Genomic DNA, 22,146 nt, shown 5'->3' with positions numbered 1-22,146 from the left:
CTTAAAAACATAACTAATGTTATAAAATACATCTTACTTCTAGGTCTACTTTTGTTTCTCAAAATAAGAACTAATAACAAATATGAAAAAGATAATTACAGTATTCATTGTTTTTACATTTATAGCTTTTAACTCTTGTAAAACACCAAAAGATAAAACAGAAACACACACAAAAGAACATGCAACTCATTGGAGTTACAATGGAGAAACTGCCCCAGTACATTGGGTAGAAATAGAGAAAAATTCAGATTGTAATGGTAACAAGCAATCTCCTATTAATATTATAGATATTGATGCAAAACCTACGCAACAAAAAGTTAATCCATTAAACATTTTATACACTCCTAGTACAGAGTTAAAACAAGTTATTAATAACGGACATTCAATTCAGTTTGATTTTGAAGCTGGAGACTCAAAACAATATCATGGAAATACTTATTATTTATCACAATTGCATTTTCATGAACCGTCTGAACACACCATTGATGGAATTCGTTACCCTTTAGAAATTCACATGGTACACAAAAGTAAATTTGATACTTATACTGTAATGAGCATTTTAGCTAAAGAAGGTGTAAAAAGTCAGTTATTTGAGTTTTTTGAAAGCTTTTTACCTATAAAAGTAAATACAAAAAAAGAAATACATCAATCATCTGACTTAGCAACCTTATTTCCAGAAAACAAAAACTTTTATACTTATGGTGGTTCCTTAACAACACCTCCATGTACAGAAAATGTAAATTGGATTGTTTTTAAAGACCCCATTATAATTTCTGTTGATGAAGTATTAAAATTAAAAAGTAACATGCCTATAGATAACTTTAGAAACGAACAAGCTCTAAACAATAGAGTAGTATATTTAAATAGCTATAACTAGTTTCTAAATTTTATAAAGCTGATAAATATCATTTACACCTTTCTAAATAATTTATAAATTTGGTATTGTTATAAGTAATTTCTTAAAAAATAAATTAGATAAAGAATACTTTTAAAATTCTTTGTTGATTAAAGTGCAACAATCTCTATTAGATATGATCCCTAAATCATTTGAGATTGCTGCACTTTTTTTATTTTATAAACATCAAGTTTCATATTTTATTCTATTCCTAAATAGAAACTATTTTTTTAAAACGTTTAATAAGCATAAGAATTAAAGAAACTATAAATTATGAAGCCATAATATATAAGCACAAAAAAACCGAGCTAAATAGCTCGGTTTTTTTTTTAATATCTAAAAAGATAAAAAATTACATCATAGAAGCTGCAATCTTTTTATAAGTACCGTTTTCTAACAATTCTCTAATTGCAGAGAAAGCAGTAATTGTTTCGTCTATATCTTCTTGGGTATGTGTTGTTGTTGGTATTAATCTTAAAATAATTAACCCTTTTGGTATTACAGGATACACAACAATAGAACAGAAAATTCCGTGGTTTTCACGTAAATCATTTACCATAGCCATTGCTTCAGGTATATCTCCCTTTAAGAATACTGGCGTAATACATGTTTGTGTAGTTCCTAAATCGAAACCAGCAGCACGTAAACCAGATTGTAAAGCATTCGTATTTCTCCACAAAGTTTCTTTTAACTCCGGCATTGTGCGCAACATATCTAAACGTTTTAATGCTCCTTTTACCATTGCCATTGGCAACGATTTAGCAAACATTTGAGAACGCATATTGTATTGTAAATACTGTATTACTTCTTTATTACCTGCAAAGAAAGCTCCAATACCTGCCATAGATTTTGCAAAAGTAGCAAAATAAACATCTATTTCATCTTGTACACCTTGCTCTACTCCTGTTCCTTTACCGTCTTTACCCAAGGTACCAAAACCATGAGCATCATCTACTAAAAGTCTAAAATTATATTCTTTTTTAAAGGCAACAATTTCTTTTAAACGACCTTGCTCTCCACGCATTCCAAAAACACCTTCAGAAATCACTAAGATTCCTCCGCCTGTTTTTTCTGCCATTTTTTGAGCTCGTTTAATATTTTTCTCAAAACTCGCCATGTCATTATGCTTATAAACAAAACGTTTACCAGCGTGTAATCGAACACCATCTATAATACATGCATGTGTATCCATGTCATAAACAATAACATCGTGCTTAGTTACTAAAGCATCAATTGCAGATACCATACCTTGGTATCCGAAGTTTACTAAATAAGCAGCATCTTTTTCTACAAACTCTGCACACTCTTTTTCTAATTGTTCGTGAAATTCTGTATGCCCAGACATCATTCTAGCTCCCATTGGGTAAGCCATTCCATATTCTGCAGCTGCAGCACCATCTACCTTTAAAACTTCAGGATGATTAGCTAAACCTAAATAATCGTTGATACTCCAAGTAACAACTTTCTTACCATTAAAAGACATTCTATTAGAGATTGGTCCTTCTAACTTAGGAAAAACATAATAGCCTTCTGCTTGTTTTGCCCATTTACCTAAGGGACCTTTATCTGCTTCTATTCTTTCAAATAAATCTTTCGCCATGTGCTCTATTTTATTATTGTTATTCGAAACGCAAAGAAACTGCTTTTTTTGCAGTTAATCAAATTGTGTTTGTTTCTATTCTTTTTACAAAAATTTGTTTTCTTTCATCCAATCATCGCTATAAATTTTGTTCATATAACGAGAACCGTGATCTGCAAAAACCAACACTACAAAACTATCTTCTGTAAACATATCTTTAGCTGCATATTGTTTTGTAGCTTGCATTACTGCCCCACTTGTATAGCCCGGAAAAATACCTTCTTTCCTTACAATATTTCTAGCTTCTAAGGCTGCCTCTTTATCTGAGACTTTTTCATAGATATCTATTACATCAAAATCGGTAGCAGTAGGAATTAAATTTTTACCCAATCCTTCAATTTTATAAGGACTTACCTCGTTTAAATCTAGCTCTTTAGTTTCATGGTATTTTTTTAATACAGAACCTATAGCATCAACTCCTAAAATTTTAATATTTGGGTTTTGTTCTTTCAAGTATTTTCCAGTACCCGAAATAGTACCTCCTGTACCACTTGCAACTACTAAATGTGTAATTTTACCGTCTGTTTGTTCCCAAATTTCTGGGCCTGTACTTCTGTAATGTGCTTCTATATTTAGCTCATTAAAGTACTGATTTATATAAACTGAATTTTTTGTTTTTCTATGGATTGCTTTGGCAACTTCATAATAAGATCTTGGGTCTTCTGGTGCTACATTTGCAGGACAAACATGTACCTCTGCTCCCATAGATTTTAGTAAATCTATTTTATCTTTAGAAGATTTATCACTTACTGCTAATATACATTTGTACCCTTTAACAATACTTATCATTGCCAAACTAAAACCGGTATTACCCGAAGTAGTTTCTACAATGGTAGCTCCCTTTTTAAGGATGCCTTTTTTTTCTGCGTTTTGTACAATGTGTAAAGCAATTCTATCTTTTGCTGAATGACCCGGATTAAAAGCTTCGAACTTTGCGTAATAGGCTCCAGGTAGATTTTTAGTAATCTTATGAAGTTTAATTAGCGGGGTTTCACCTACTAAATCTAATATTGAATTGGTAATTCCTTTGTTTCTCGTCATTCTCTCACTATTCTCAAAGTAAATGTCATTACGATACTGCATTACGATTTTATCTTTTATTGCTAAAAATAGCTTCGTTACGCTCGCAATGACACTTATTTAATCTTTGATTCTTGCAGCAAAAGTACGGTTAATCCTTAAATACTGAAACTGTTTTTAATACTTAATTTATTTAGTCTCTAATTTATCTTCTAAAGCTAAAAAGAAAGTGTACATTTTTGCAGTTTCTTTAAGTGCATCAAAACGCCCAGAAGCTCCTCCATGACCTGCTTCCATATTTGTTTCTAACAACAGTAAATTATTATCTGTTTTTAACTCACGTAATTTTGCTACCCATTTTGCAGGCTCCCAATATTGCACTTGAGAGTCATGAAAACCAGTAGTTACTAAAATATTAGGGTAGTCTTTTTCTTTAACCTGATCGTAAGGTGAATACGATTTTATATAATCGTAATATTCTTTATCATTAGGGTTTCCCCATTCGTCATATTCTCCAGTAGTAAGCGGAATGCTGTCATCTAACATGGTAGAAATTACATCTACAAAAGGTACAGAAGCAATAATTCCGTTATACAGTTCTGGGTTCATATTTACAATAGCGCCCATTAACAAACCTCCTGCAGAACCTCCCATAGCGTATAAATGCTCTGGTGATGTGTAGTTGTTATCAATTAAATACTGAGAACAATCGATAAAATCATTAAAGGTATTTTTCTTATTCAACATTTTACCGTCTTCATACCATTCTCTACCTAAGTATTCGCTACCGCGGATGTGCGCCAAAGCATAGACAAAACCTCTATCTAACAAACTTAAACGAGTGGTAGAAAAACTATCTGGAATGGTATATCCATAAGAACCATACGCATATTGTAATATAGGCGTGTTATTATTTAGTTCTGTATCTTTATGATAAACCAAAGAAATAGCTACTTTTTTTCCATCTCTAGTAGTTGCCCAAACACGTCTGCTTAGGTAGTTTTCTTTGATAAATTTTCCTCCTAAAACTTCTTGTTCTTTTTTAATTTCCTTAGATTGATCTTTCATATTAAAATCAATCACAGAACTAGGTGTTGTAAAAGAATTGTATGAATAACGAATAACGTCTGTATCAAAATCTGGATTTGCATATACCCCTACAGAATAGGTTTCTTCATTAAAAGGTAAATAGTAATCTTTAGTTTCATCCCAACGTTTAATACGTATTTTATTTAAGCCATTAGTACGCTCTTCTAAAACTAAATAGTCTTTAAATATTGAAAAATCTTCTAATAAAGTATCATCTCTATGCGGAATTACATCTACCCAATTGTCTTTTGTAGTATTTGTAATTGGTGTTTTCATCAATTTAAAATTGATAGCATTATCTTTATTTGTTAGCAAGTAAAAATAATCTCCAAAATGTGCTACACTATATTCTAAATCTCTTTCTCTTGGTTGCAACATTGTAAATGCTCCTGTTGGATTATCTGCATCTAAATATTGTGCTTCTGTAGAAACGGTATTGTAAGAACCAATAATAATGTATTTATCAGATTTAGATTTGGTTACATACGTACCAAATGTATCGTCATCTTCATGAAAAACTTCTACATCCTCAGAGGTTGGTGTACCTAAAACATGTCTAAAAACCTTTTCACTTCTTAACGTTTCTGGATTCTTTTTGGTATAAAAAATAGTTTTATTATCATTTGCCCAAACAGAGCCACCTGTTGTATTTTCTATAATATCTTTATAAATTTCGCCAGTTTCTAAGTTTTTGATTCTTAAAAAATATTGTCTTCTACTTACTGTATCTGTAGCAAAAACCATCAATTTATTATCAGAAGAAATATTTAAACCTCCTAATTGATAATAATCGAAATCTTTAGCCATTTCGTTTACATTAAAAAGCACTTCTTCTGCTGCTTCTAAATTTTCTTTTTTACGGCTGTAAATTGGGTATTGATTGCCAATCTCATATCTAGTAATATAAAAATAACCGTTGTCTTTATAAGGTACAGAGGAATCATCTTCTTTTATTCTACCTTTCATTTCTTCGAATAATTCTTCTTGAAAGGGTTTTGTATATGCCGTTACCTCATTATAATAGGTGTTTTCCTCTTCTAAATAGTTGACTACTTTTTCTGTTTGAGCATCTTTGTCTACGGCATTTTTTTGCTCATCAGACAAACGCATCCAAAAATAATTATCTATTCTAACATCTCCGTGTTTCTCTAACTTTGTAGGCTGTTTTTCCGCTACTGGAGTTTTTGCATCTGTACTTTTCATGGTCTTATTTTTACAAGCGGTTGCAAATGTAAGGCTTAATACAACGAAAGGAATAACTATTTTTCTCATTTTTGGTTGATTTAAATTCTTATAAAAATACTAAATTTGTAGCAAACTTAAATTTTAATAAAAAAATATGTTAGGAGACTTATCAGGAATGATGAATAAGCTTAAAGAAGCTCAGCAAAAAGTAGAAGAAACAAAAACAAGATTAAATTCTGTTTTAGTAGATGAAGTAGCCGCAGATGGTAAACTAAAAATAACTTTAACAGCAAACAGAGAAATTAAATCTATTTCTATAGATAATTCTTTGCTAGAAGATGCCGAAGAATTAGAAGATTATTTAATTCTAGCTTTAAATAAAGCCATCGAAAAAGCAACCAAAATTAATGATGCAGAAATGGCTGTTGCCGCTAAAAGCGGAATGCCAAACATACCAGGAATGGACATGTTTAAATAATTACAGATGTTTTTAAGTACAAATGACTATTTACTACCTTGTTTAAATAAATCTCTTTTTGGAATAGATTGTCCAGGTTGTGGAATTCAAAGAGCATTTATGCTGCTTATAAAAGGAGACTTTGTAGCTGCTTTTAAAATGTACCCTGCAATTTACACGTTACTATTATTTGGTCTATTTGTATTGATAACCTTTAAATTTAGATTTAAGAACAAACAGAAAATAATTATATCATTTACAACCATAAACGTGCTTGTTATTGTAATTAGTTACTGCATTAAAATGAAACCTTTATTTACACTTTAAAAATTGAACATGGAAAAACAAAATTTACCCAATGCAACCACTTCTTTAGTACTTGGTATTTTATCTTTAGTAACTTGTATTTGCTATGGAGTTTTAGGATTGCCTTTAGGTATTATTGCTTTTGTTTTAGGTAACAAAGCTATAAAAGAATACAACCTTAACCCAGAGAACTATAATAGTGTTGGTAACGCCACTGCAGGTAAAATAACAGGACTTATTGGTATTATATTAAACACAATTTTTATATTATTAATTGTATGGTTCTTTTACCAAATAGGTTTAGAAACTTTACAAGACCCAGCGTTGTTAGAACAAAGAATAAATGAAATATTTGGGCAATAAACCCAACAAATATTAAATTACCAATACTGTAATTCTTTCTAAGAGTTGCAGTATTTTTTTTTCAATTCATTTATATTTAACGTTATATAAACACAATAAAGCGTGTCTAAGTTGTATTTTTGCAGTTGATATTTAATCAAGTAAAAAAAATGACAAATACCGAAAAAAAGAAGAAATCTTTAGTTTCAAAAATCCTTAAATGGGGTTCTATAACTGCTCTTGTATTGATAATAGCAGTAATTTCAATTCCCTTTTTGTTTAAAGATAAAATTGTAGTTATGGTAACAAATACCATTAATAACAATATAAATGCTACGGTAACTTTTAAAGAAGCAGACCTTAGTTTACTTAAAAACTTTCCATTAATAAGTTTAACGGTAAACGATGTGGTTGTAGCTAATAAAGCACCATTTGTTGGTGATACTTTATTTAATACAAAAGAATTAAGTTTATCTTTAAAAATAACAGAACTTTTTAAAAACGCTAAAGAAACGCTTTCTATAAAAAGTATTGCAACAAAAGAAGGAGATATCAATATTATATTTGATAATGAAGGAAATGGAAATTTTGATATTGCAAAAGCATCAGAAGAAACTGCTACAGCAAGTACCGATAGTTCTTTTTCTTTAAATATAGAAGATTATGAATTAGAAGACATCAATTTTAATTACATAGACAGAAGTAGCAACACAAAAATGAGTTTAGATAGTATTTACCATTCTGGTGAAGGAAATTTTGCTGAAGATATTTTTAATTTAAATACCCAAACAACCGGTTATTTATCTTTAGATCTAGACCAAACAAACTATTTAAGCAACGTCAAAATTACTTTAGACGCAATTCTTGGTATCGATTTAAAAAACAGTAAATACACCTTTAAAGAAAATACAGGTTATATAAATCGATTGCCTTTAGAATTTGATGGTTTTGTTCAATTGGTTGATGAAAACCAAGTATATGATCTTAAATTTAAAACTCCAACTTCATCATTTAAAAATGCATTGGCTTTATTACCAAAACAATATGCTGGTAATTTAGAATCTATTAAAACAGAAGGTAATTTTGAAGTAAATGGTGTGGTAAAAGGAACTTTATCTGAAACTACAATACCTACTTTTAATATAGAAATTATCTCTAAAAATGCGTTGTTTAAGTATGCCGATTTACCAAAATCTGTAACCAACATAAACATAGATACTAAGATTGTAAATAATACAGGTTTTGTTAAGGACACGTATGTAAACATTGATCAATTTAACTTTAAAATTGATGAAGATATTTTTTCTGCCAATGGAAATTTAAAAAACCTTACTACCAATCCACTAATTAAATTAGCTGCTAAAGGAACTATTAATTTAGCCAATATAGGCAAAGTGTATCCTGCTCCTTTAGAAAAGCCATTAGCAGGTATTTTAAAGGCAGATATTACTACTAACTTCGATATGAATTCGGTTGAAAAAGCCAATTATCAGAATATTAAAAACGCGGGAGAAATGACTATTTCTGGTTTTAAATATGAAGGAACTGATGTTGCAAATCCTTTTTTTATCAACAAAACCAAAGTTACTTTTAACACCAATACAATTACACTAAATGAGTTTGAAGCAAAAACAGGAACTTCAGATTTATCTATAAAAGGAAACCTAGACAATTTTTATGGTTTTATATTTAAAAACGATGTACTAAAAGGAAACTTTACTTTAAATTCTAACAACCTTAAAGTAGCAGATTTTATTGCTGATGATGCTACTCCACAAAACAATGCACAAACCAAAGAAGCAAGTACTTCTCCTTTAAAAATTCCTGCTTTTTTAGATGTTAGGTTTACGGCAAATGCTAAAAAAGTAGCGTATGATAATATAAACCTAGCCAATGTTTCTGGAGATCTTTATATACATGATGAAACCATTGATTTAAAAAACCTAAAAACAGATGTATTTGGCGGTAATATTGCATTTGAAGGAAATGTTTCTACTAAAGGAACAACACCTAAATTTAAGATGGATTTAAATCTTTCTAAATTAAATATTGGCGAATCTTTTGGTAGCTTAGATATGTTAAAATCTATTGCTCCAATTGCAAAAGCTATAGAAGGTAAAATGAACTCTACCATTACCATTTCTGGAGATTTAAATGAAGACATGACGCCGAATTTAAAAACAATTACTGGAGATTTATTAGGTCAGTTATTAAACACAAAACTAAATACAAGTAACTCTAAAGTACTGTTTGCATTAAGTAGTAATGTGAGTTTTTTAGATGCTAATAAACTAAATTTAGATAAAATAACAGGTAATTTTTCTTTTAAAGATGGTAGAGTTACTGTAAAACCAATTCCTTTAAAATACAACGATATTAATATAGAAGTTGGTGGAACACATGGTTTTGATCAGTCTATGAACTACAATCTGGTATTTGATGTTCCTGTAAAATATTTGGGTTCTGATGTAACCAATATTATTGCAAAACTAACTCCTAAAGACGCAGCTAGTATTAAAAGTATTCCTGTAAACGGAACATTAACAGGTAGCTTTAATAGTCCTAAATTTACTTCTAATATTAAAGATGCTACTGCTAACTTGGTAAAAGATTTAGTTGAAAAACAAAAGAATCAATTAATAGATCAAGGAAAAGATAAATTGAAGGATTTAATTGGTGTTAATACTAAAAAAGATTCTACCAATACTGAAACAGCAAAAGATAAGGTAACCGATAAAGTGAAAGATGTATTAGGAGGTCTTTTTGGAAATAAAAAGAAACAGGAATAGATAAAACTCACACACTTTATGAGACAGTGCCATAAAAAAATATCAGCTTTTAATAAAGCTGATATTTTTTATACTATGCTAATAAAAATAAAAACTAAACCCAGTCTTTCGGGGTTTCTAATACTTTAATCAACCTTTCTTCTTCCGTGTTTTCTTCTGGTAGATGATTGTATTTCCATTGTACAATTGGAGGCAAACTCATTAAAATGCTTTCTATTCTTCCGTTGGTTTTTAAGCCGAACAAAGTACCTCTATCGTGCACTAAATTAAACTCTACATAACGTCCTCTTCTAATTTCTTGCCAATCTTTTTGTGCTCTGGTAAAAGTTAACTCTTTTCTTTTTTCTACAATAGGCACATAGCTTTCTAAAAAACTATTACCAACTTCGGTAACAAAATTAAACCTGTCTTCTATAGAAAATTCTTCTGTTTCTTTTTGATAATCGAAAAACAAACCTCCAATTCCGCGTGCTTCATTTCTGTGAGCATTCCAAAAATATTCATCACACACTTTTTTAAACTTAGGATAAAAATCAGCATTATGTTTGTCGCAAGCAGTTTTACACGTTTGGTGAAAGTGTGTTGCATCTTCATCAAATAAATAATACGGTGTTAAATCTTGTCCGCCTCCAAACCATTGCGTAACAATATTCCCTTCTTCGTCATACATTTCAAAGTAGCGCCAATTCGCATGCACCGTTGGTATAAATGGATTTATAGGATGCAAAACCAAACTTAAACCACAAGCAAAGAAATTCCCTTCTTTTACCTTAAACTGCTTTCTTAAGGCTTCTGGCAATTCTCCAAAAACTTTAGAAATATTTACACCACCTTTTTCAAAAACCTTTCCGTTTTCAATCACACGAGTTCTTCCTCCTCCACCTTCTTCCCGCTTCCAAAGATCTTCTTGAAAGGTAGCAACACCGTCTACCTCTTCTAATTTAGAGGTAATAGTATCTTGTAATTTTTCTATATAACTGTAGAATTTATCTTTAAAACTGACTTTCACTTCCTGCAAGGTTTCTAAAACCTTGTAGGTGTTATTACTTTCCAAACTTTCTTCTTCTAGACTTACAAGGTTTTCAAAACCTTGTAAGTCTATATTCTTGTGCACAAAAACAAAATTCTCTAAATCATCAAAGATTGTAACAACCTTTTCAATATTAATAATATCCGAATTTTCAGCAATTATATCTTTATAAGATGAAAAATTATATTTAGAAAAATCATTTACCAACTTGTGATTTTCTGGATTTTTATGAATATAAACAATCGTATTTTTTAAATATTCTTCTGAAGAAATCTGTTTCCTTTTAAAGTGTTTTTCGAATAAACTACCTGTTCTATATTGCTGATTATTAAATGCTTTAGCATACGCATTTAATAAGTTTGAAAAAGATTGAGTTGCCTTTTCTCCATCAACATCAATTCTAACTAAAAAATGATAATGATTATTAAGCAAACAGTAGGATAGTATAGTAACTTGTTTAGAAAGGTGTTTTTTTACTAATGTAAGAAAATAACGCATGTTTTCATCATTCTCAAAAATAATTGCACCGTTAATTCCTCTATTATATATATGATAAAATTTATCTTTTTCTAAAACTTCTAACTTCATAATTATTTTATTTCTCCTGCAAGGTTAAAAAAAACTTATAGGTCTGATTTGCTATTTTACACCAACAAGGTTTTAAACTGTTATTGGTGGTTGGTTGAATATATATACCTACAAGGTTCTGAAAACCTTGCAGGATGTTCTGAAAACCTTGCAGGATATTCTGAAAACCTTGCAAGATGTTCTGGAAACCTTTCAAGGTGTTTAATTACTTTCTTTATTTAATAAAGCTACTGTTTTTACAGATGCAGCAGTTACAGAAAGTGGTAAAACAATAATTATTCCTAAAACGGGTATTAATAAACAAAGCATAAAAACAATTCCGTTTCCAATAGCATATCCTTTATTTTTGCCAACAAAGTTGATGCTGTTTTTATAGTTTAAATGTCTTTCTAACGTATAATCCATATTACCAAAACCTGCGTAATATGCTTGTACTAAAAATAACAAAACAGTAAAAAATAAACCTATTATTGGTATAAAACTTAGTAGTAATAATGGTATTGTAAATAATATTTCTTTGGATAAATTTCTTAAACTTATTCTAACTCCTCTAATTAATTGTTCTTGAAAGCTCGTTTTTCTGTGATTGTGATTTAAATCTCTGTTGATATAAGTTTCTATTTTTTCTGATACCGGACTCATAAATGGTGCTGATAAAGCCATTACTATATGCTTATATAATAAAAAGCCAATAACTAAAACAAAAACAGCTCCAATAAAAGAAGCAATAGTAGTAACGGTTTCTTTTCCCCAATCCCAAATCCATAATTTAGCGATAAATACACCTATATTATCAGATAAGCCATACGATGTAAACCCAATAATTGTTGCTGTTATTAGACTAATTACAACCGGAACAATAAAGTATTTCCAAAGTTTTAATTTTGATATTAAACCAAAAGAACCAGCGTAAGCTTTAATTGCTGAAAGTATATTTTTAATCATTAGCGTTGGTTTGCGTTAGCGATTGTAGTGGCATCCTTTTTGCTTTTTTGCAAAAAGATATAACGAAAAGCGCGACTTTATCTTGATTTTTTTCAAGATAAAGTAACGCCCAAATGATGTACTTAAATCATAGATTTATTACAGTAGGTACTCTCTTCAAAACCTCTAATATTCATAGAAATAATTGGTACTTTTGGGAACAAGGTTGTTAACGTTGTTACTATTGCGTAAGAAAGTTCTGCTTTTTCTTGCTCAACTCTACCTTCCATAATATTACCAAAAACATGAATAAAATCTGATTCTGCTCCTTCAACTAAAGAATATTTAAAAGGGTTTAATCGGACTTTAATATCATTTCTGTCAAATAACCCAGTAGAAAAAGCTGTTTCAAAAACAGCTTCTAATACCTTTTTAGGATTTTGAATTTTTAATATATTTTCTGAACAATCTAAAATAAAATGTGGCATTTTAATTTGCTTTGTATTCTTTTACAGCATCTATAAATGCTTTGGCATTTTCTAACGGAATGTTAGGTAAAATACCATGACCAAGATTTACAACTAATCTGTCTTTACCAAATTCATTAATCATTTGGTGAACCATTTTTTTGATGACTGCCGGTGGAGAAAATAATCTTGTAGGATCGAAATTACCTTGTAAAGTAATTTTACCTCCAGATAAATAACGTGCATTTCTTGGAGAACACGTCCAATCTACACCTAAAGCAGAAGCTCCCGATTTAGACATCTCGTTTAAGGCAAACCAACAACCTTTACCAAAAGCAATTACCGGAGTAATCTCTTTTAAAGCATCGATAATTTGTTGCATATATTGCCAAGAAAATTCTTGATAATCTACTGGAGATAACATGCCTCCCCAAGAATCAAAAACTTGTACAGCATCTACTCCTGCCTCAACTTTTGCTTTTAAATACGCAATTGTTGTGTCTGTTATTTTTTGTAATAAAGAATGTGCTACCACAGGGTTTGTGAAACATAATTCTTTTGCTTTATCAAAGTTTTTAGAACCTTGTCCTTGTACACAATAGCAAAGAATTGTCCATGGTGAACCTGCAAAACCAATTAACGGAACTTCGTCATTTAATTTTTCTTTAGTAGCCTTAATAGCTTCCATTACATACCCTAAAGTATCTTGAATATCTGGAACAATTACTGAATCTAAGTCTTTTTGAGTACGAATTGGATTCGGTAAATAAGGTCCGAAATCTGGTTTCATTTCCACATGAATGTTCATTGCTTGTGGAATGACCAAAATATCTGAAAACAGAATTGCAGCGTCCATTCCGTATCTACGAATAGGTTGTACCGTAATTTCTGATGCTAACTCTGGTGTTTGGCAACGTGTAAAGAAATCGTACTTTTTCTTGATTTCTTGAAACTCTGGTAAATATCTTCCTGCCTGACGCATCATCCAAACTGGCGGTCTATCTACCGTTTCTCCTTTTAATGCTCTTAAAAATAAATCGTTTTTAATCATGATTTAGCTTTTTAAAGACCTCACAGGTTTTAAAAACCTGTGAGGTCTGATATTTTTATATATTATATTTCTGAAACTTTTTTCATTGCTTTATCAACTGCATTGGCAATAGTCTTAATATCCTTGTCTGACAAAGCTGATGATAAAAACCATGCTTCAAACTGACTTGGCGGTAAGAAAACTCCGTTTCTAATCATTTCCCAGAAAAATACTGCAAACTTTTTAGTGTCTGATAATTGTGCTTCTACAAAGTTAGTAACCTCACTATTTACAAAGAAAGGATTTAACATAGAACCAAATCTATTTACAGTTAAAGCAACATTATATTTCTTAGCCGTTTCTAATAAAATAACTTCTATAATACTACCCGTTTCTTCAAATTGTTTATACGGATTTTGCTTTTTAAGTTCTGTTAAAGTTGCAATTCCGCCTGCCATAGCAATTGGATTTCCACTTAACGTGCCTGCTTGATACATTCCGCCTAAAGGTGCAACTTCTTGCATAATTTCTTCTCTTGCTCCGTAAGCTCCCACAGGGAAACCTCCACCTATTACTTTACCTAAACACGTAATATCTGCTTCTACACCTAATAATTCTTGCGCTCCACCAAATTTAGAACGAAAACCTGTCATTACTTCATCTGCAATTAACAAGGCTCCTTTTGTTTCTAAATAGGCTTTTAATTCTACCAAAAAATTATTTTCAGGAATTACAACTCCCATATTACCCGCAATTGGTTCTATAATTACACCGGCAATATTATCGTCATTTTCAAAGTGTTTTTTTACACTATCTAAATCATTAAAGTTAGAAATTAATGTGTTCTTTACAGCTCCTTCTGGTACTCCTTTAGAACCTGGTAAACTTAATGTTATTAAACCAGAACCAGCAGCAACCAATAAAGCATCTTGATGCCCATGGTAACACCCTGCAAATTTTATAATTTTATCTTTTCCGGTAAATGCTCTTGCTAAACGGATTCCGCTTAAAACAGCTTCTGTTCCCGAATTCACAAAACGGACTTTATCCATTCCAGGAAAAGCATCACAAACTATTTTTGCTAATTTTATTTCATTTTCTGTTGATGCTCCAAAAGAATATCCCTTTTTTAATGCTTTTTCAACAGCTTTTTGTACTTTTTTATGTCTGTGACCTAAAATCATTGGTCCGTAAGAAAGTACTAAATCTACATATTTATTACCATCAACATCGGTAATTTTAGTTCCTTTTGCTTTTTTAATAAACAAAGGATTTCCTCCAACTGATGAAAAGGCTCTAACAGGAGAATTTACTGCTCCTACTAGATGTTTTAATCCTTTTTTATATAATTTTTCTGATTTCTTAAATTCCATGTTTATAGATTTTTGTCTGGTCGAGCGCAGTCGAGACCTTTATAAAACCTCTCGACTGCGCTCGAGGTGACATTGTAACTTTATTTTCTCAACAGAACTCTCGCTGCTTCTTTTGCAAAATACGTAATAATAATATCTGCTCCTGCTCTTTTCATAGACAATAAGCTTTCCATCATTACTTTTTCACCATCAATCCAACCTTTTTCTGCAGCAGCTTTTACCATTGCATATTCTCCACTTACATTATAACATGCAATCGGGCGGTCGAAATTGTTTTTTAAATCTCTAATAATATCTAAATAAGACAATGCTGGTTTTACCATTAAAATATCGGCTCCTTCTTGATCGTCAAAAGTTGCTTCACGCATTCCTTCGTCTCTATTTGCGGGATCCATTTGATAGGTTCTTCTGTCTCCGAAAGTGGGAGCAGAATCGGCAGCGTCTCTAAAAGGGCCATAAAATGCTGATGAATATTTTACAGCATACGCCATAATTGGTAAGTTTACAAAACCGGTATTGTCTAAAGACTGACGAATCATATCAATCGTTCCGTCCATCATTCCCGATGGTGCAACCATATCTACACCTGCTTTTGCATGCGAAACAACTTGTTTTGCTATATTGACTAACGTAGCATCATTGTCTACATCATTGTCATGAATAATTCCACAATGCCCATGAGAAGTATATTCACAAAAACAAACGTCTGTAATTACATATAAACTGGGGTAGTTTTTCTTGATAAAACGAATTGCTTTTTGCATAATTCCGTTATCGTTCCAAGTTTCTGTTCCCTCATCATCTTTTGTTGATGGAATTCCGAATAACAAAACAGCTGGGATATCTAATTCCATAACCTCATCTAATTCTTTAGAAATTCTGTCTAAAGAAAAACGTTTTATTCCTGGCATAGAAACAATTTCTGTTTCTATATTTTCTCCTTCTTCTATAAAAAGTGGATAAATAAAATCGTCTACAGACACTTTAGTTTCTCTAACTAATCTTCTAATTCCTTCTGTTTTTCTAAGTCTTCTTGTACGAAACATTTCTCTATTTTTTCTCCTACAAAGCTTCAAAAAACCTTGTAGGTGTTTTTCTTTTCCTGCAAGGTTTCCAAAACCTTGTAGGTGATTAACTTTTGTAATTTATACCTACAAGGTTCTAAAAACCTTGCAGGATCGTTGCAGAATGTTTGTGAACTTGCAATATGCGTTAAGAACTTCTTCCGTTCTAACATCTGCTGATATTCTTAACTTTTTTTCTTTTCTAGAAAAAGATATCGTGGAAAGCCCTTTAAAACGCTTAAATAATTATCTTTTTTAGTATCTAAAAAGGTATATTCCTTATAGGAAAGATCTCTTTATCTTGAATAATATAAGTTTACTAATTCTAACAAACTATCTACACTTGGCATGTTTGCTACTTCTACTTTTTCAAAATATTTTCTAGCTTCTACCGCTGTTGTTTCTCCAATACAAAAAGCAACTCTATCTGGGTTATTTTCTTCTAAATAGCTTTCAATTCCTGATGGGCTATAAAATAAAACTCCAGAAACTTCATCTTCAATTTTTTCTGAACTTAGCATTGTTTTGTATGCTTCTACTTCTGTTACAGAAATATCGTTCGCTTTTAAAGAAGCTGGTAAAACATCTAATCTTAAGTTACTACAAAAATAAGTTACTTTTTTAGTATCTAATTCTTCTGCTAAATACGCTGCTAATTTCTTAGCATTTTTTGCAGCGTGCGCAACTTTACCAATTCTGTTTTCAATTAGTTTTTTAGTTCTTCTACCTACACAGTAAATGTTTTTAAAATTCATTTCATCTCTTGTGAAAGAATTTAAAAGTGCTTCTACTCCATTCTGACTAGTGATAATAACGTTTTCTATTTCGTTTTTAATCACTTTAGCCGGAATTCTATTAAAACGGATTTTAATAAAATCGCTATCTTTTACTCCAATAGTTTCTGATATTGTTTCCTTTTGAAGTTCTGAAAGCTTTTTAGTAGAAAAGATATTTTGCAAAGGAGCAACCGTTTCTTCATCTTCTGCCATTAACTCTTTTCCTCCTCTATTAATTACATAGTCTGCACAATCTTTAGCCAAAAATTTATGGCTACCAACTTTTGCAGTTTTAGCAACAGAAATCTTTTTAGAACCATCTTTTTTTAATAAAACACCTCTAAAATTTATCTCTTCTGTTTTTCCATCTATGTAAGCAACAGCTCCTATAGGTGCCGTACAACCACCTTCTAAAAGATGTAAGAACTCACGTTCTATTGTGGTACAAATTTCTGTTTCTTTATGGTTTAATTGTTCACAAGCATCTAAAGAATACTCATCTTTTTGTAAACAAGTAACCATCATTGCACCTTGTCCTGGTGCAGGAGTCATCCAAGAAAGACTAATTGCGTCTTCTGGTTTTTTTCCAATACGATATAAACCTGCAGCTGCAAAAATAGCTCCATCCCAAGTTTCACTTTCTTCTAACTTCTGTAAACGAGTATTTACATTTCCTCTTAAACCTTCTACTTTATGTGTTGGATATCTATCTAACCACATTGCTTTTCTACGCAAACTTCCGGTTGCAATAATTCCTTCTGGTTGTCCAAAAAACTCTTCTGTTCCTTTAAGTAATAAAACATCAGAATAATCATCACGTCTTAAAACTGCAGCTTGTATAATTCCTTCTGGTAAAACGGTAGGTACATCTTTAAGAGAATGTACTGCAATATCAATATCACCATTTAACATAGCAACATCTAAATTTTTAGTAAAGACACCTGTAACCCCTAATTCATATAAGGGTTTGTCTAAAACAATATCTCCCAAAGATTTTATAGGAACAATTACAGACTCATAGCCTAATTCCTTTAATTCTTTGCGCACTTTATTAGCTTGCCAAAGCGCTAATTCGCTATCACGAGTTCCTATTTTTATTATTTTCTGCATGGAGTTTTTGATTAAGATTTAAAAACCTTATTAATTACTTGTAGGCTTTGTGTAACAGATGTTTCTTCATCTTTTAAATGTTTCACAAATTGGGTGGTTATTTTCTGTATAAAACGTGAAGTTAAGATTTCTGCCTGAATTTCATCAAAACCTGCAATTTTTTTCTTCTGAAAATTAATTTCGTCGTTTGTAATATTTTCTAATGATTTCTTTAATGCAGCAATTGCTGGTGTAAACCTTCTATGATTTAACCATTCATTAAACTCTGCTTTGTGGGTCTCTATAATTGCCTCTGCAAATGGTACTTCTTGTTGACGAACTGCTAAAGTTTCGTCTGTAATCTTAGAAAGTTCATCTATATTTACAATAGAAACTCCATTAAAATCAGTAACATCTTTTGCCACATTTTCTGGCATCGATAAATCTAAAATTAATAAATCTCTATTTTTAGAAATATGTTCTTTTGTAATGGTAGGTTTATCTGCGCCTGTAGAAACAATTAAAACATCTGCTTTTTCTATTTCATCAGACAAGTTTTCTATAACTGCTTTTCTAATAGTAGCATGTTCTTTAACAAATTCTGTTGTTTTTTCTTCAGTTCTATTAATTAAACAAACAGATTTATTTTGCGTGTATTCGGCTAAGTTTTTACAAGTATGTTTTCCCATTTTACCTAAACCAAAAACTAAAATATTTTTAGAATTGTAATTTGGTAAATTTTTAATAAGATATTGAATAGCAGCATAAGAAACCGAAGTAGTACCAGAGCTTAATCTGGTTTCATTCTTAACGCGTTTACTTGCTTGTAAAACAGAATTTATCAGCCTTTCTGAATACGCATTGGTAGTCTTTAAAGATTTAGCCAATTTAAACGACTGTCTTAACTGACCTACAATTTCGTAATCTCCTAAAATCTGACTTTCTAAACCAGTACCAATTCTAAATAACTGATGTATTGCTTCTTGGTTTTTATAAACGTTAGAAACTTTAGAGAATTCTTGAATGGTTCCTTCAGAAAATTCACATAACAATTCTATTAATTGACATGGTCTTTCTGCAAAACCGCTTATTTCTGTTCTGTTGCAGGTAGAGATTATAAAGACCCCTTTATACCCTCTCTCTTTTGAAAGTTTTAACAACGAGATTTGATTTTCTTTTGATAAAGAAAATTTTCCACGCGTGTTAGCATCCGCTTTTTTGTAACTAACGCCAATATTATAAAAGTGCTCTTGCCTGTGCTCTTGCATATTATTCTAAAAGTTGGACAAAAGTATAAACTTCAATTAGAAAAAAATGTCGCTTAAAGGACTATTTGTATCGTTATATGTTTTTTAATTATTTTTTTTCCATAAAACATCCGAAAAGCATTACTTTTGCTATGTAATTGAGTTTTTACTTCTTTTTATATAGAATGATTCTAAATAAAAACCTTGAAACCAAAAAGAATAATTATGTTCAAAAATGTCGGAGAAAGTACTTTTGAAGAAATTACTTTAGAAAAAGGTTTTTATGTGCTTCATTTTCAGAACGAAAGTAAAGAAATAGAAAACTTTGAAAGAAACATAAATAACGCATTTATACAAATTCACTTTTGTTTAAGAGGTAAATCTAAATTTTTATTTAATAATGGCACCTACTCTTTTGATGTACTAGACAATAGAGCCATTTTATTGTACAATCCTCAAGGAGTTTTACCTATCAATTTAGAAATTCAACCAAAAACAACATTGGTTTCATTATTAATTTCTATCGAAAAATTTCACTCATTGTTCTCTAAAGAATCTGGTTACATTCCTTTTTTAAGTAATGAAAACAGTAACAAGAAATATTATGATGACACAGAAATAAAACCTACTGTTTCTATTATTTTACAACAAATTATAAATTCTAAAACAAATAGCTCTATTAGAGATTTATATGTTAGAGGTAAAATTTACGAATTATTAAGCATTCATTTTCAGAAAGAAGAAAACCTAGAGGGTGAATTTTGTCCGTTTTTAATAGATGAACAAAATGTTTTAAAAATTAGAAAAGCCAAAGAAATTATTATTGCAAGAATGGCAGAGCCACCAAGTTTGCAAGAACTAGCTAATGAAATTGGTTTAAATATTAAAAAATTAAAAGAAGGTTTTAAACAAATTTACGGAGATACCGTGTATAGTTTTCTATTTGATTATAAAATGGAATACGCAAGAAAATTACTAGAAAGCAATCAATTTAATGTAAATGAAGTTGGTATAAAAGTAGGTTATAGTACCTCTAGCCATTTTATTGCAGCCTTTAAAAAGAAATTTGGCACGACGCCTAAGAAATATGTAATGAGCTTAAAAGAGTAATCAGTAATCAGTAATCAGTAATCAGTAATCAAAATTAAAAAATTGGAACAACTTACACATTACGACATAGAAAATAATCAAAAGCAATTTCCTATAACAATTGTTTGTGATGCTATTAGAACACCAGAAAACATAGGAATGTGTTTTAGAATTTCTGAAAGTTTTGGAGTGCAAAAAATTTATTTTCATGAGAATTCACCTTCCACAGAAAATAGAATTGTAAAAAAGACGGCAAGAAATACGGTAAATCAAATTCAGCATGATGTTTATACAAATTTTGATACCTTAATACAGCAATTAAAGCTAGAAGGAAACACAATTATTGGTATAGAAATTACTGATAAAAGCATCGATATTCAAGATTTTAATTTTAAAAATCATGAAAAAATCGTATTACTTTTGGGCAGCGAAAGAAACGGAATTGAAAACATAAATTTACTAGACGAAACAATTGCAATACCAATGTATGGTAGAAATTCTAGCATGAATGTAATACATAGTTTGGCTATTACGTTGTATGAAGTTACAAATCAGTTGGCAGTAAGCAGTAAGCAGTAAGCAGTAAGCAAAAATTAAATTCTGAAACAAGTTCAGAACAAAAAACAAAATAACAAAAGTCTATTTTTTCAACCTAAAAACTTGAAACTTTGAAGCTTTGAAACTTTTTTAAATGAAGGGAATATTACTTAACAATTTAGGATCACCAGATTCTACAGAAACACAAGACGTTAAAAATTATTTAGGTGAATTTTTAATGGATGAACGTGTAATTGACATTCCGTATTGGAAACGTTGGTTACTTATTAACGGAATTATACTACAAACAAGACCTAAAAAAGCAGGTGCTGCTTATAAGAAAATCTGGTGGAAAGAAGGCTCTCCGTTAGTAGTAATATCTCAAAGATTTACAGATAAAGTAATTAAAAAAGTAGACCTACCAGTTGCTTTGGCAATGCGTTATGGTTCTATGACCATGGAAAAAGGAATTAAAGAATTGGTAGATAAAGGGGTTACAGAAATCTTTTTAGCGCCCTTATACCCTCATTACGCCATGTCTTCTTATGAAACTGTTGTTGTTAAGGCAGAAGAAATTTTGGCAGAAAAATATCCAAATGTAAAACTAGACCTTTTACCTGCTTTTTATAACGAGCCAGATTACATAAAAGCAATGAGTAACAACATTGCCAATCATTTAGAAGGTTTTGATTACGATCATATTTTGTTTTCTTATCACGGTATTCCAGAGCGTCATATCATGAAATCTGATGTTACCAAAAACCACTGTAAAATAGACGGTTCTTGTTGTGAGCGTAATTCGGTTGCACACCACACATGTTACAGACATCAGTGTTTTGAAACGACCAAAGAAATTGCGAAAACATTAAATTTAAAAGAAGGTACGTACAGCAATTCTTTTCAATCTCGTTTATTAAAAGATCCTTGGTTAAAACCATATACCGATTTTGAAATTGAGAAATTTCCAGGAGAAGGTAAAAAGAAACTAGCCGTAATTACTCCTGCATTTGTTGCAGATTGTTTAGAAACTTTAGAGGAAATTGCAATGGAAGGAAAAGACGAATTCTTAAAATTTGGTGGTACAGATTATAAACACATACCTTGTATGAACGATAATGACGATTGGGTAGATGTGATGGTAAAATGGATTAACGACTGGAGAAAGAAGTAAACAGTAGTCAGTCTCAGTCTCAGTCTCAGTCTCAGTCTC

The 22,146-nt window shown here is 30.8% G+C and carries 19 protein-coding genes; 8 read left to right on the top strand and 11 right to left on the bottom strand.

Translation table 11 applies throughout. The features are described 5' to 3' along the window. Positions 1–82 precede the first annotated feature (82 nt). Positions 83–877: a carbonic anhydrase gene (locus GQS58_RS00980; RefSeq protein ID WP_166381970.1), complete on the top strand. Its 795-nt coding sequence runs from the start codon at positions 83–85 to the stop codon at positions 875–877. A 370-nt stretch (positions 878–1,247) separates the two neighbouring features. Here GQS58_RS00980 and GQS58_RS00975 read toward each other — a convergent pair whose 3' ends face one another. The 3 genes from GQS58_RS00975 to GQS58_RS00965 form a co-directional block, all read right to left on the bottom strand. Further along, entirely contained in the window at positions 1,248–2,495 is a 1,248-nt protein-coding gene (locus GQS58_RS00975) for an aminotransferase class I/II-fold pyridoxal phosphate-dependent enzyme (RefSeq protein ID WP_166381968.1), read from the bottom strand. An 84-nt stretch (positions 2,496–2,579) separates the two neighbouring features. Then, positions 2,580–3,575, bottom strand: coding sequence for a PLP-dependent cysteine synthase family protein (locus GQS58_RS00970; RefSeq protein WP_166381966.1), 996 nt, complete (start codon positions 3,573–3,575; stop codon positions 2,580–2,582). 168 nt (positions 3,576–3,743) lie between these two features. Continuing rightward, positions 3,744–5,846, bottom strand: a complete 2,103-nt coding sequence (locus GQS58_RS00965) for a S9 family peptidase (protein WP_166382510.1) — start codon at positions 5,844–5,846, stop codon at positions 3,744–3,746. Positions 5,847–5,982: 136 nt separating this feature from the next. Here GQS58_RS00965 and GQS58_RS00960 point away from each other — a divergent pair, with 136 nt between their 5' ends. From GQS58_RS00960 to GQS58_RS00945, 4 genes are all read left to right on the top strand, one after another. After that, entirely contained in the window at positions 5,983–6,306 is a 324-nt protein-coding gene (locus GQS58_RS00960) for a YbaB/EbfC family nucleoid-associated protein (protein WP_165730382.1), read from the top strand. Between the two features lie 6 nt (positions 6,307–6,312). Continuing rightward, positions 6,313–6,612 carry a DUF2752 domain-containing protein gene (locus GQS58_RS00955; protein WP_166381964.1) on the top strand — a complete coding sequence of 100 codons (300 nt, stop codon included), beginning with the start codon at positions 6,313–6,315 and terminating at the stop codon, positions 6,610–6,612. Positions 6,613–6,621: 9 nt separating this feature from the next. Then, the gene (locus GQS58_RS00950) at positions 6,622–6,954 is read left to right on the top strand and encodes a CCC motif membrane protein (RefSeq protein ID WP_166381962.1); all 333 of its coding nucleotides are present in this window, start codon (positions 6,622–6,624) and stop codon (positions 6,952–6,954) included. 149 nt (positions 6,955–7,103) lie between these two features. Continuing rightward, positions 7,104–9,722 carry an AsmA-like C-terminal region-containing protein gene (locus GQS58_RS00945; protein ID WP_166381960.1) on the top strand — a complete coding sequence of 873 codons (2,619 nt, stop codon included), beginning with the start codon at positions 7,104–7,106 and terminating at the stop codon, positions 9,720–9,722. A 94-nt stretch (positions 9,723–9,816) separates the two neighbouring features. Here the strand turns inward: GQS58_RS00945 and hemF are convergent, their stop codons facing one another. From hemF to hemA, 8 genes are all read right to left on the bottom strand, one after another. Next, a complete protein-coding gene (hemF, locus tag GQS58_RS17095) occupies positions 9,817–10,731 on the bottom strand; it encodes an oxygen-dependent coproporphyrinogen oxidase (RefSeq protein WP_166382508.1) in 915 nt (304 codons plus the stop codon). 810 nt (positions 10,732–11,541) lie between these two features. Further along, a complete protein-coding gene (locus GQS58_RS00930) occupies positions 11,542–12,285 on the bottom strand; it encodes an EI24 domain-containing protein (RefSeq protein WP_166381958.1) in 744 nt (247 codons plus the stop codon). A gap of 122 nt (positions 12,286–12,407) precedes the next feature. After that, on the bottom strand, positions 12,408–12,752 hold the full coding sequence (locus tag GQS58_RS00925) for a 5-carboxymethyl-2-hydroxymuconate Delta-isomerase (RefSeq protein WP_166381955.1): 345 nt from the start codon (positions 12,750–12,752) through the stop codon (positions 12,408–12,410). Position 12,753: 1 nt separating this feature from the next. After that, the gene (hemE, locus tag GQS58_RS00920) at positions 12,754–13,782 is read right to left on the bottom strand and encodes a uroporphyrinogen decarboxylase (protein ID WP_166381953.1); all 1,029 of its coding nucleotides are present in this window, start codon (positions 13,780–13,782) and stop codon (positions 12,754–12,756) included. Between the two features lie 62 nt (positions 13,783–13,844). Next, positions 13,845–15,134 (bottom strand): glutamate-1-semialdehyde 2,1-aminomutase, encoded by a 1,290-nt coding sequence (hemL, locus tag GQS58_RS00915; protein ID WP_166381951.1) that lies wholly within the window; start codon positions 15,132–15,134, stop codon positions 13,845–13,847. 80 nt (positions 15,135–15,214) lie between these two features. Then, entirely contained in the window at positions 15,215–16,180 is a 966-nt protein-coding gene (gene hemB, locus GQS58_RS00910) for a porphobilinogen synthase (RefSeq protein WP_166381949.1), read from the bottom strand. 314 nt (positions 16,181–16,494) lie between these two features. After that, positions 16,495–18,084, bottom strand: a complete 1,590-nt coding sequence (hemC, locus tag GQS58_RS00905) for a hydroxymethylbilane synthase (RefSeq protein ID WP_166381947.1) — start codon at positions 18,082–18,084, stop codon at positions 16,495–16,497. An 11-nt stretch (positions 18,085–18,095) separates the two neighbouring features. Continuing rightward, the gene (gene hemA, locus GQS58_RS00900; protein WP_166381945.1) at positions 18,096–19,331 is read right to left on the bottom strand and encodes a glutamyl-tRNA reductase; all 1,236 of its coding nucleotides are present in this window, start codon (positions 19,329–19,331) and stop codon (positions 18,096–18,098) included. Positions 19,332–19,535: 204 nt separating this feature from the next. Here hemA and GQS58_RS00895 point away from each other — a divergent pair, with 204 nt between their 5' ends. From GQS58_RS00895 to hemH, 3 genes are all read left to right on the top strand, one after another. Then, the gene (locus tag GQS58_RS00895) at positions 19,536–20,420 is read left to right on the top strand and encodes a helix-turn-helix domain-containing protein (protein ID WP_166381943.1); all 885 of its coding nucleotides are present in this window, start codon (positions 19,536–19,538) and stop codon (positions 20,418–20,420) included. Positions 20,421–20,462: 42 nt separating this feature from the next. Continuing rightward, positions 20,463–20,978 carry a TrmH family RNA methyltransferase gene (locus GQS58_RS00890; RefSeq protein ID WP_166381941.1) on the top strand — a complete coding sequence of 172 codons (516 nt, stop codon included), beginning with the start codon at positions 20,463–20,465 and terminating at the stop codon, positions 20,976–20,978. Between the two features lie 112 nt (positions 20,979–21,090). Then, positions 21,091–22,107 (top strand): ferrochelatase, encoded by a 1,017-nt coding sequence (hemH, locus tag GQS58_RS00885; RefSeq protein WP_166381939.1) that lies wholly within the window; start codon positions 21,091–21,093, stop codon positions 22,105–22,107. Positions 22,108–22,146 lie beyond the last annotated feature (39 nt).

The sequence above is a fragment of the Polaribacter sp. 11A2H genome (assembly GCF_011379025.1).
GTDB lineage: Bacteria > Bacteroidota > Bacteroidia > Flavobacteriales > Flavobacteriaceae > Polaribacter.
This window is presented reverse-complemented; position numbering and strand designations above follow the sequence as displayed.

Excerpts from the sequence above, each read along its gene's own strand:
- GQS58_RS00980 (WP_166381970.1), top strand. The coding sequence starts at position 83 with ATGAAAAAGATAATTACAGTATTCATTGTTTTTACATTTATAGCTTTT.
- GQS58_RS00975 (WP_166381968.1), bottom strand. The coding sequence starts at position 2,495 with ATGGCGAAAGATTTATTTGAAAGAATAGAAGCAGATAAAGGTCCCTTA.
- GQS58_RS00970 (WP_166381966.1), bottom strand. The coding sequence starts at position 3,575 with ATGACGAGAAACAAAGGAATTACCAATTCAATATTAGATTTAGTAGGT.
- GQS58_RS00965 (WP_166382510.1), bottom strand. The coding sequence starts at position 5,846 with ATGAAAAGTACAGATGCAAAAACTCCAGTAGCGGAAAAACAGCCTACA.
- GQS58_RS00960 (WP_165730382.1), top strand. The coding sequence starts at position 5,983 with ATGTTAGGAGACTTATCAGGAATGATGAATAAGCTTAAAGAAGCTCAG.
- GQS58_RS00955 (WP_166381964.1), top strand. The coding sequence starts at position 6,313 with ATGTTTTTAAGTACAAATGACTATTTACTACCTTGTTTAAATAAATCT.
- GQS58_RS00950 (WP_166381962.1), top strand. The coding sequence starts at position 6,622 with ATGGAAAAACAAAATTTACCCAATGCAACCACTTCTTTAGTACTTGGT.
- GQS58_RS00945 (WP_166381960.1), top strand. The coding sequence starts at position 7,104 with ATGACAAATACCGAAAAAAAGAAGAAATCTTTAGTTTCAAAAATCCTT.
- GQS58_RS00930 (WP_166381958.1), bottom strand. The coding sequence starts at position 12,285 with ATGATTAAAAATATACTTTCAGCAATTAAAGCTTACGCTGGTTCTTTT.
- GQS58_RS00925 (WP_166381955.1), bottom strand. The coding sequence starts at position 12,752 with ATGCCACATTTTATTTTAGATTGTTCAGAAAATATATTAAAAATTCAA.
- hemE (WP_166381953.1), bottom strand. The coding sequence starts at position 13,782 with ATGATTAAAAACGATTTATTTTTAAGAGCATTAAAAGGAGAAACGGTA.
- hemL (WP_166381951.1), bottom strand. The coding sequence starts at position 15,134 with ATGGAATTTAAGAAATCAGAAAAATTATATAAAAAAGGATTAAAACAT.
- hemB (WP_166381949.1), bottom strand. The coding sequence starts at position 16,180 with ATGTTTCGTACAAGAAGACTTAGAAAAACAGAAGGAATTAGAAGATTA.
- hemC (WP_166381947.1), bottom strand. The coding sequence starts at position 18,084 with ATGCAGAAAATAATAAAAATAGGAACTCGTGATAGCGAATTAGCGCTT.
- hemA (WP_166381945.1), bottom strand. The coding sequence starts at position 19,331 with ATGCAAGAGCACAGGCAAGAGCACTTTTATAATATTGGCGTTAGTTAC.
- GQS58_RS00895 (WP_166381943.1), top strand. The coding sequence starts at position 19,536 with ATGTTCAAAAATGTCGGAGAAAGTACTTTTGAAGAAATTACTTTAGAA.
- hemH (WP_166381939.1), top strand. The coding sequence starts at position 21,091 with ATGAAGGGAATATTACTTAACAATTTAGGATCACCAGATTCTACAGAA.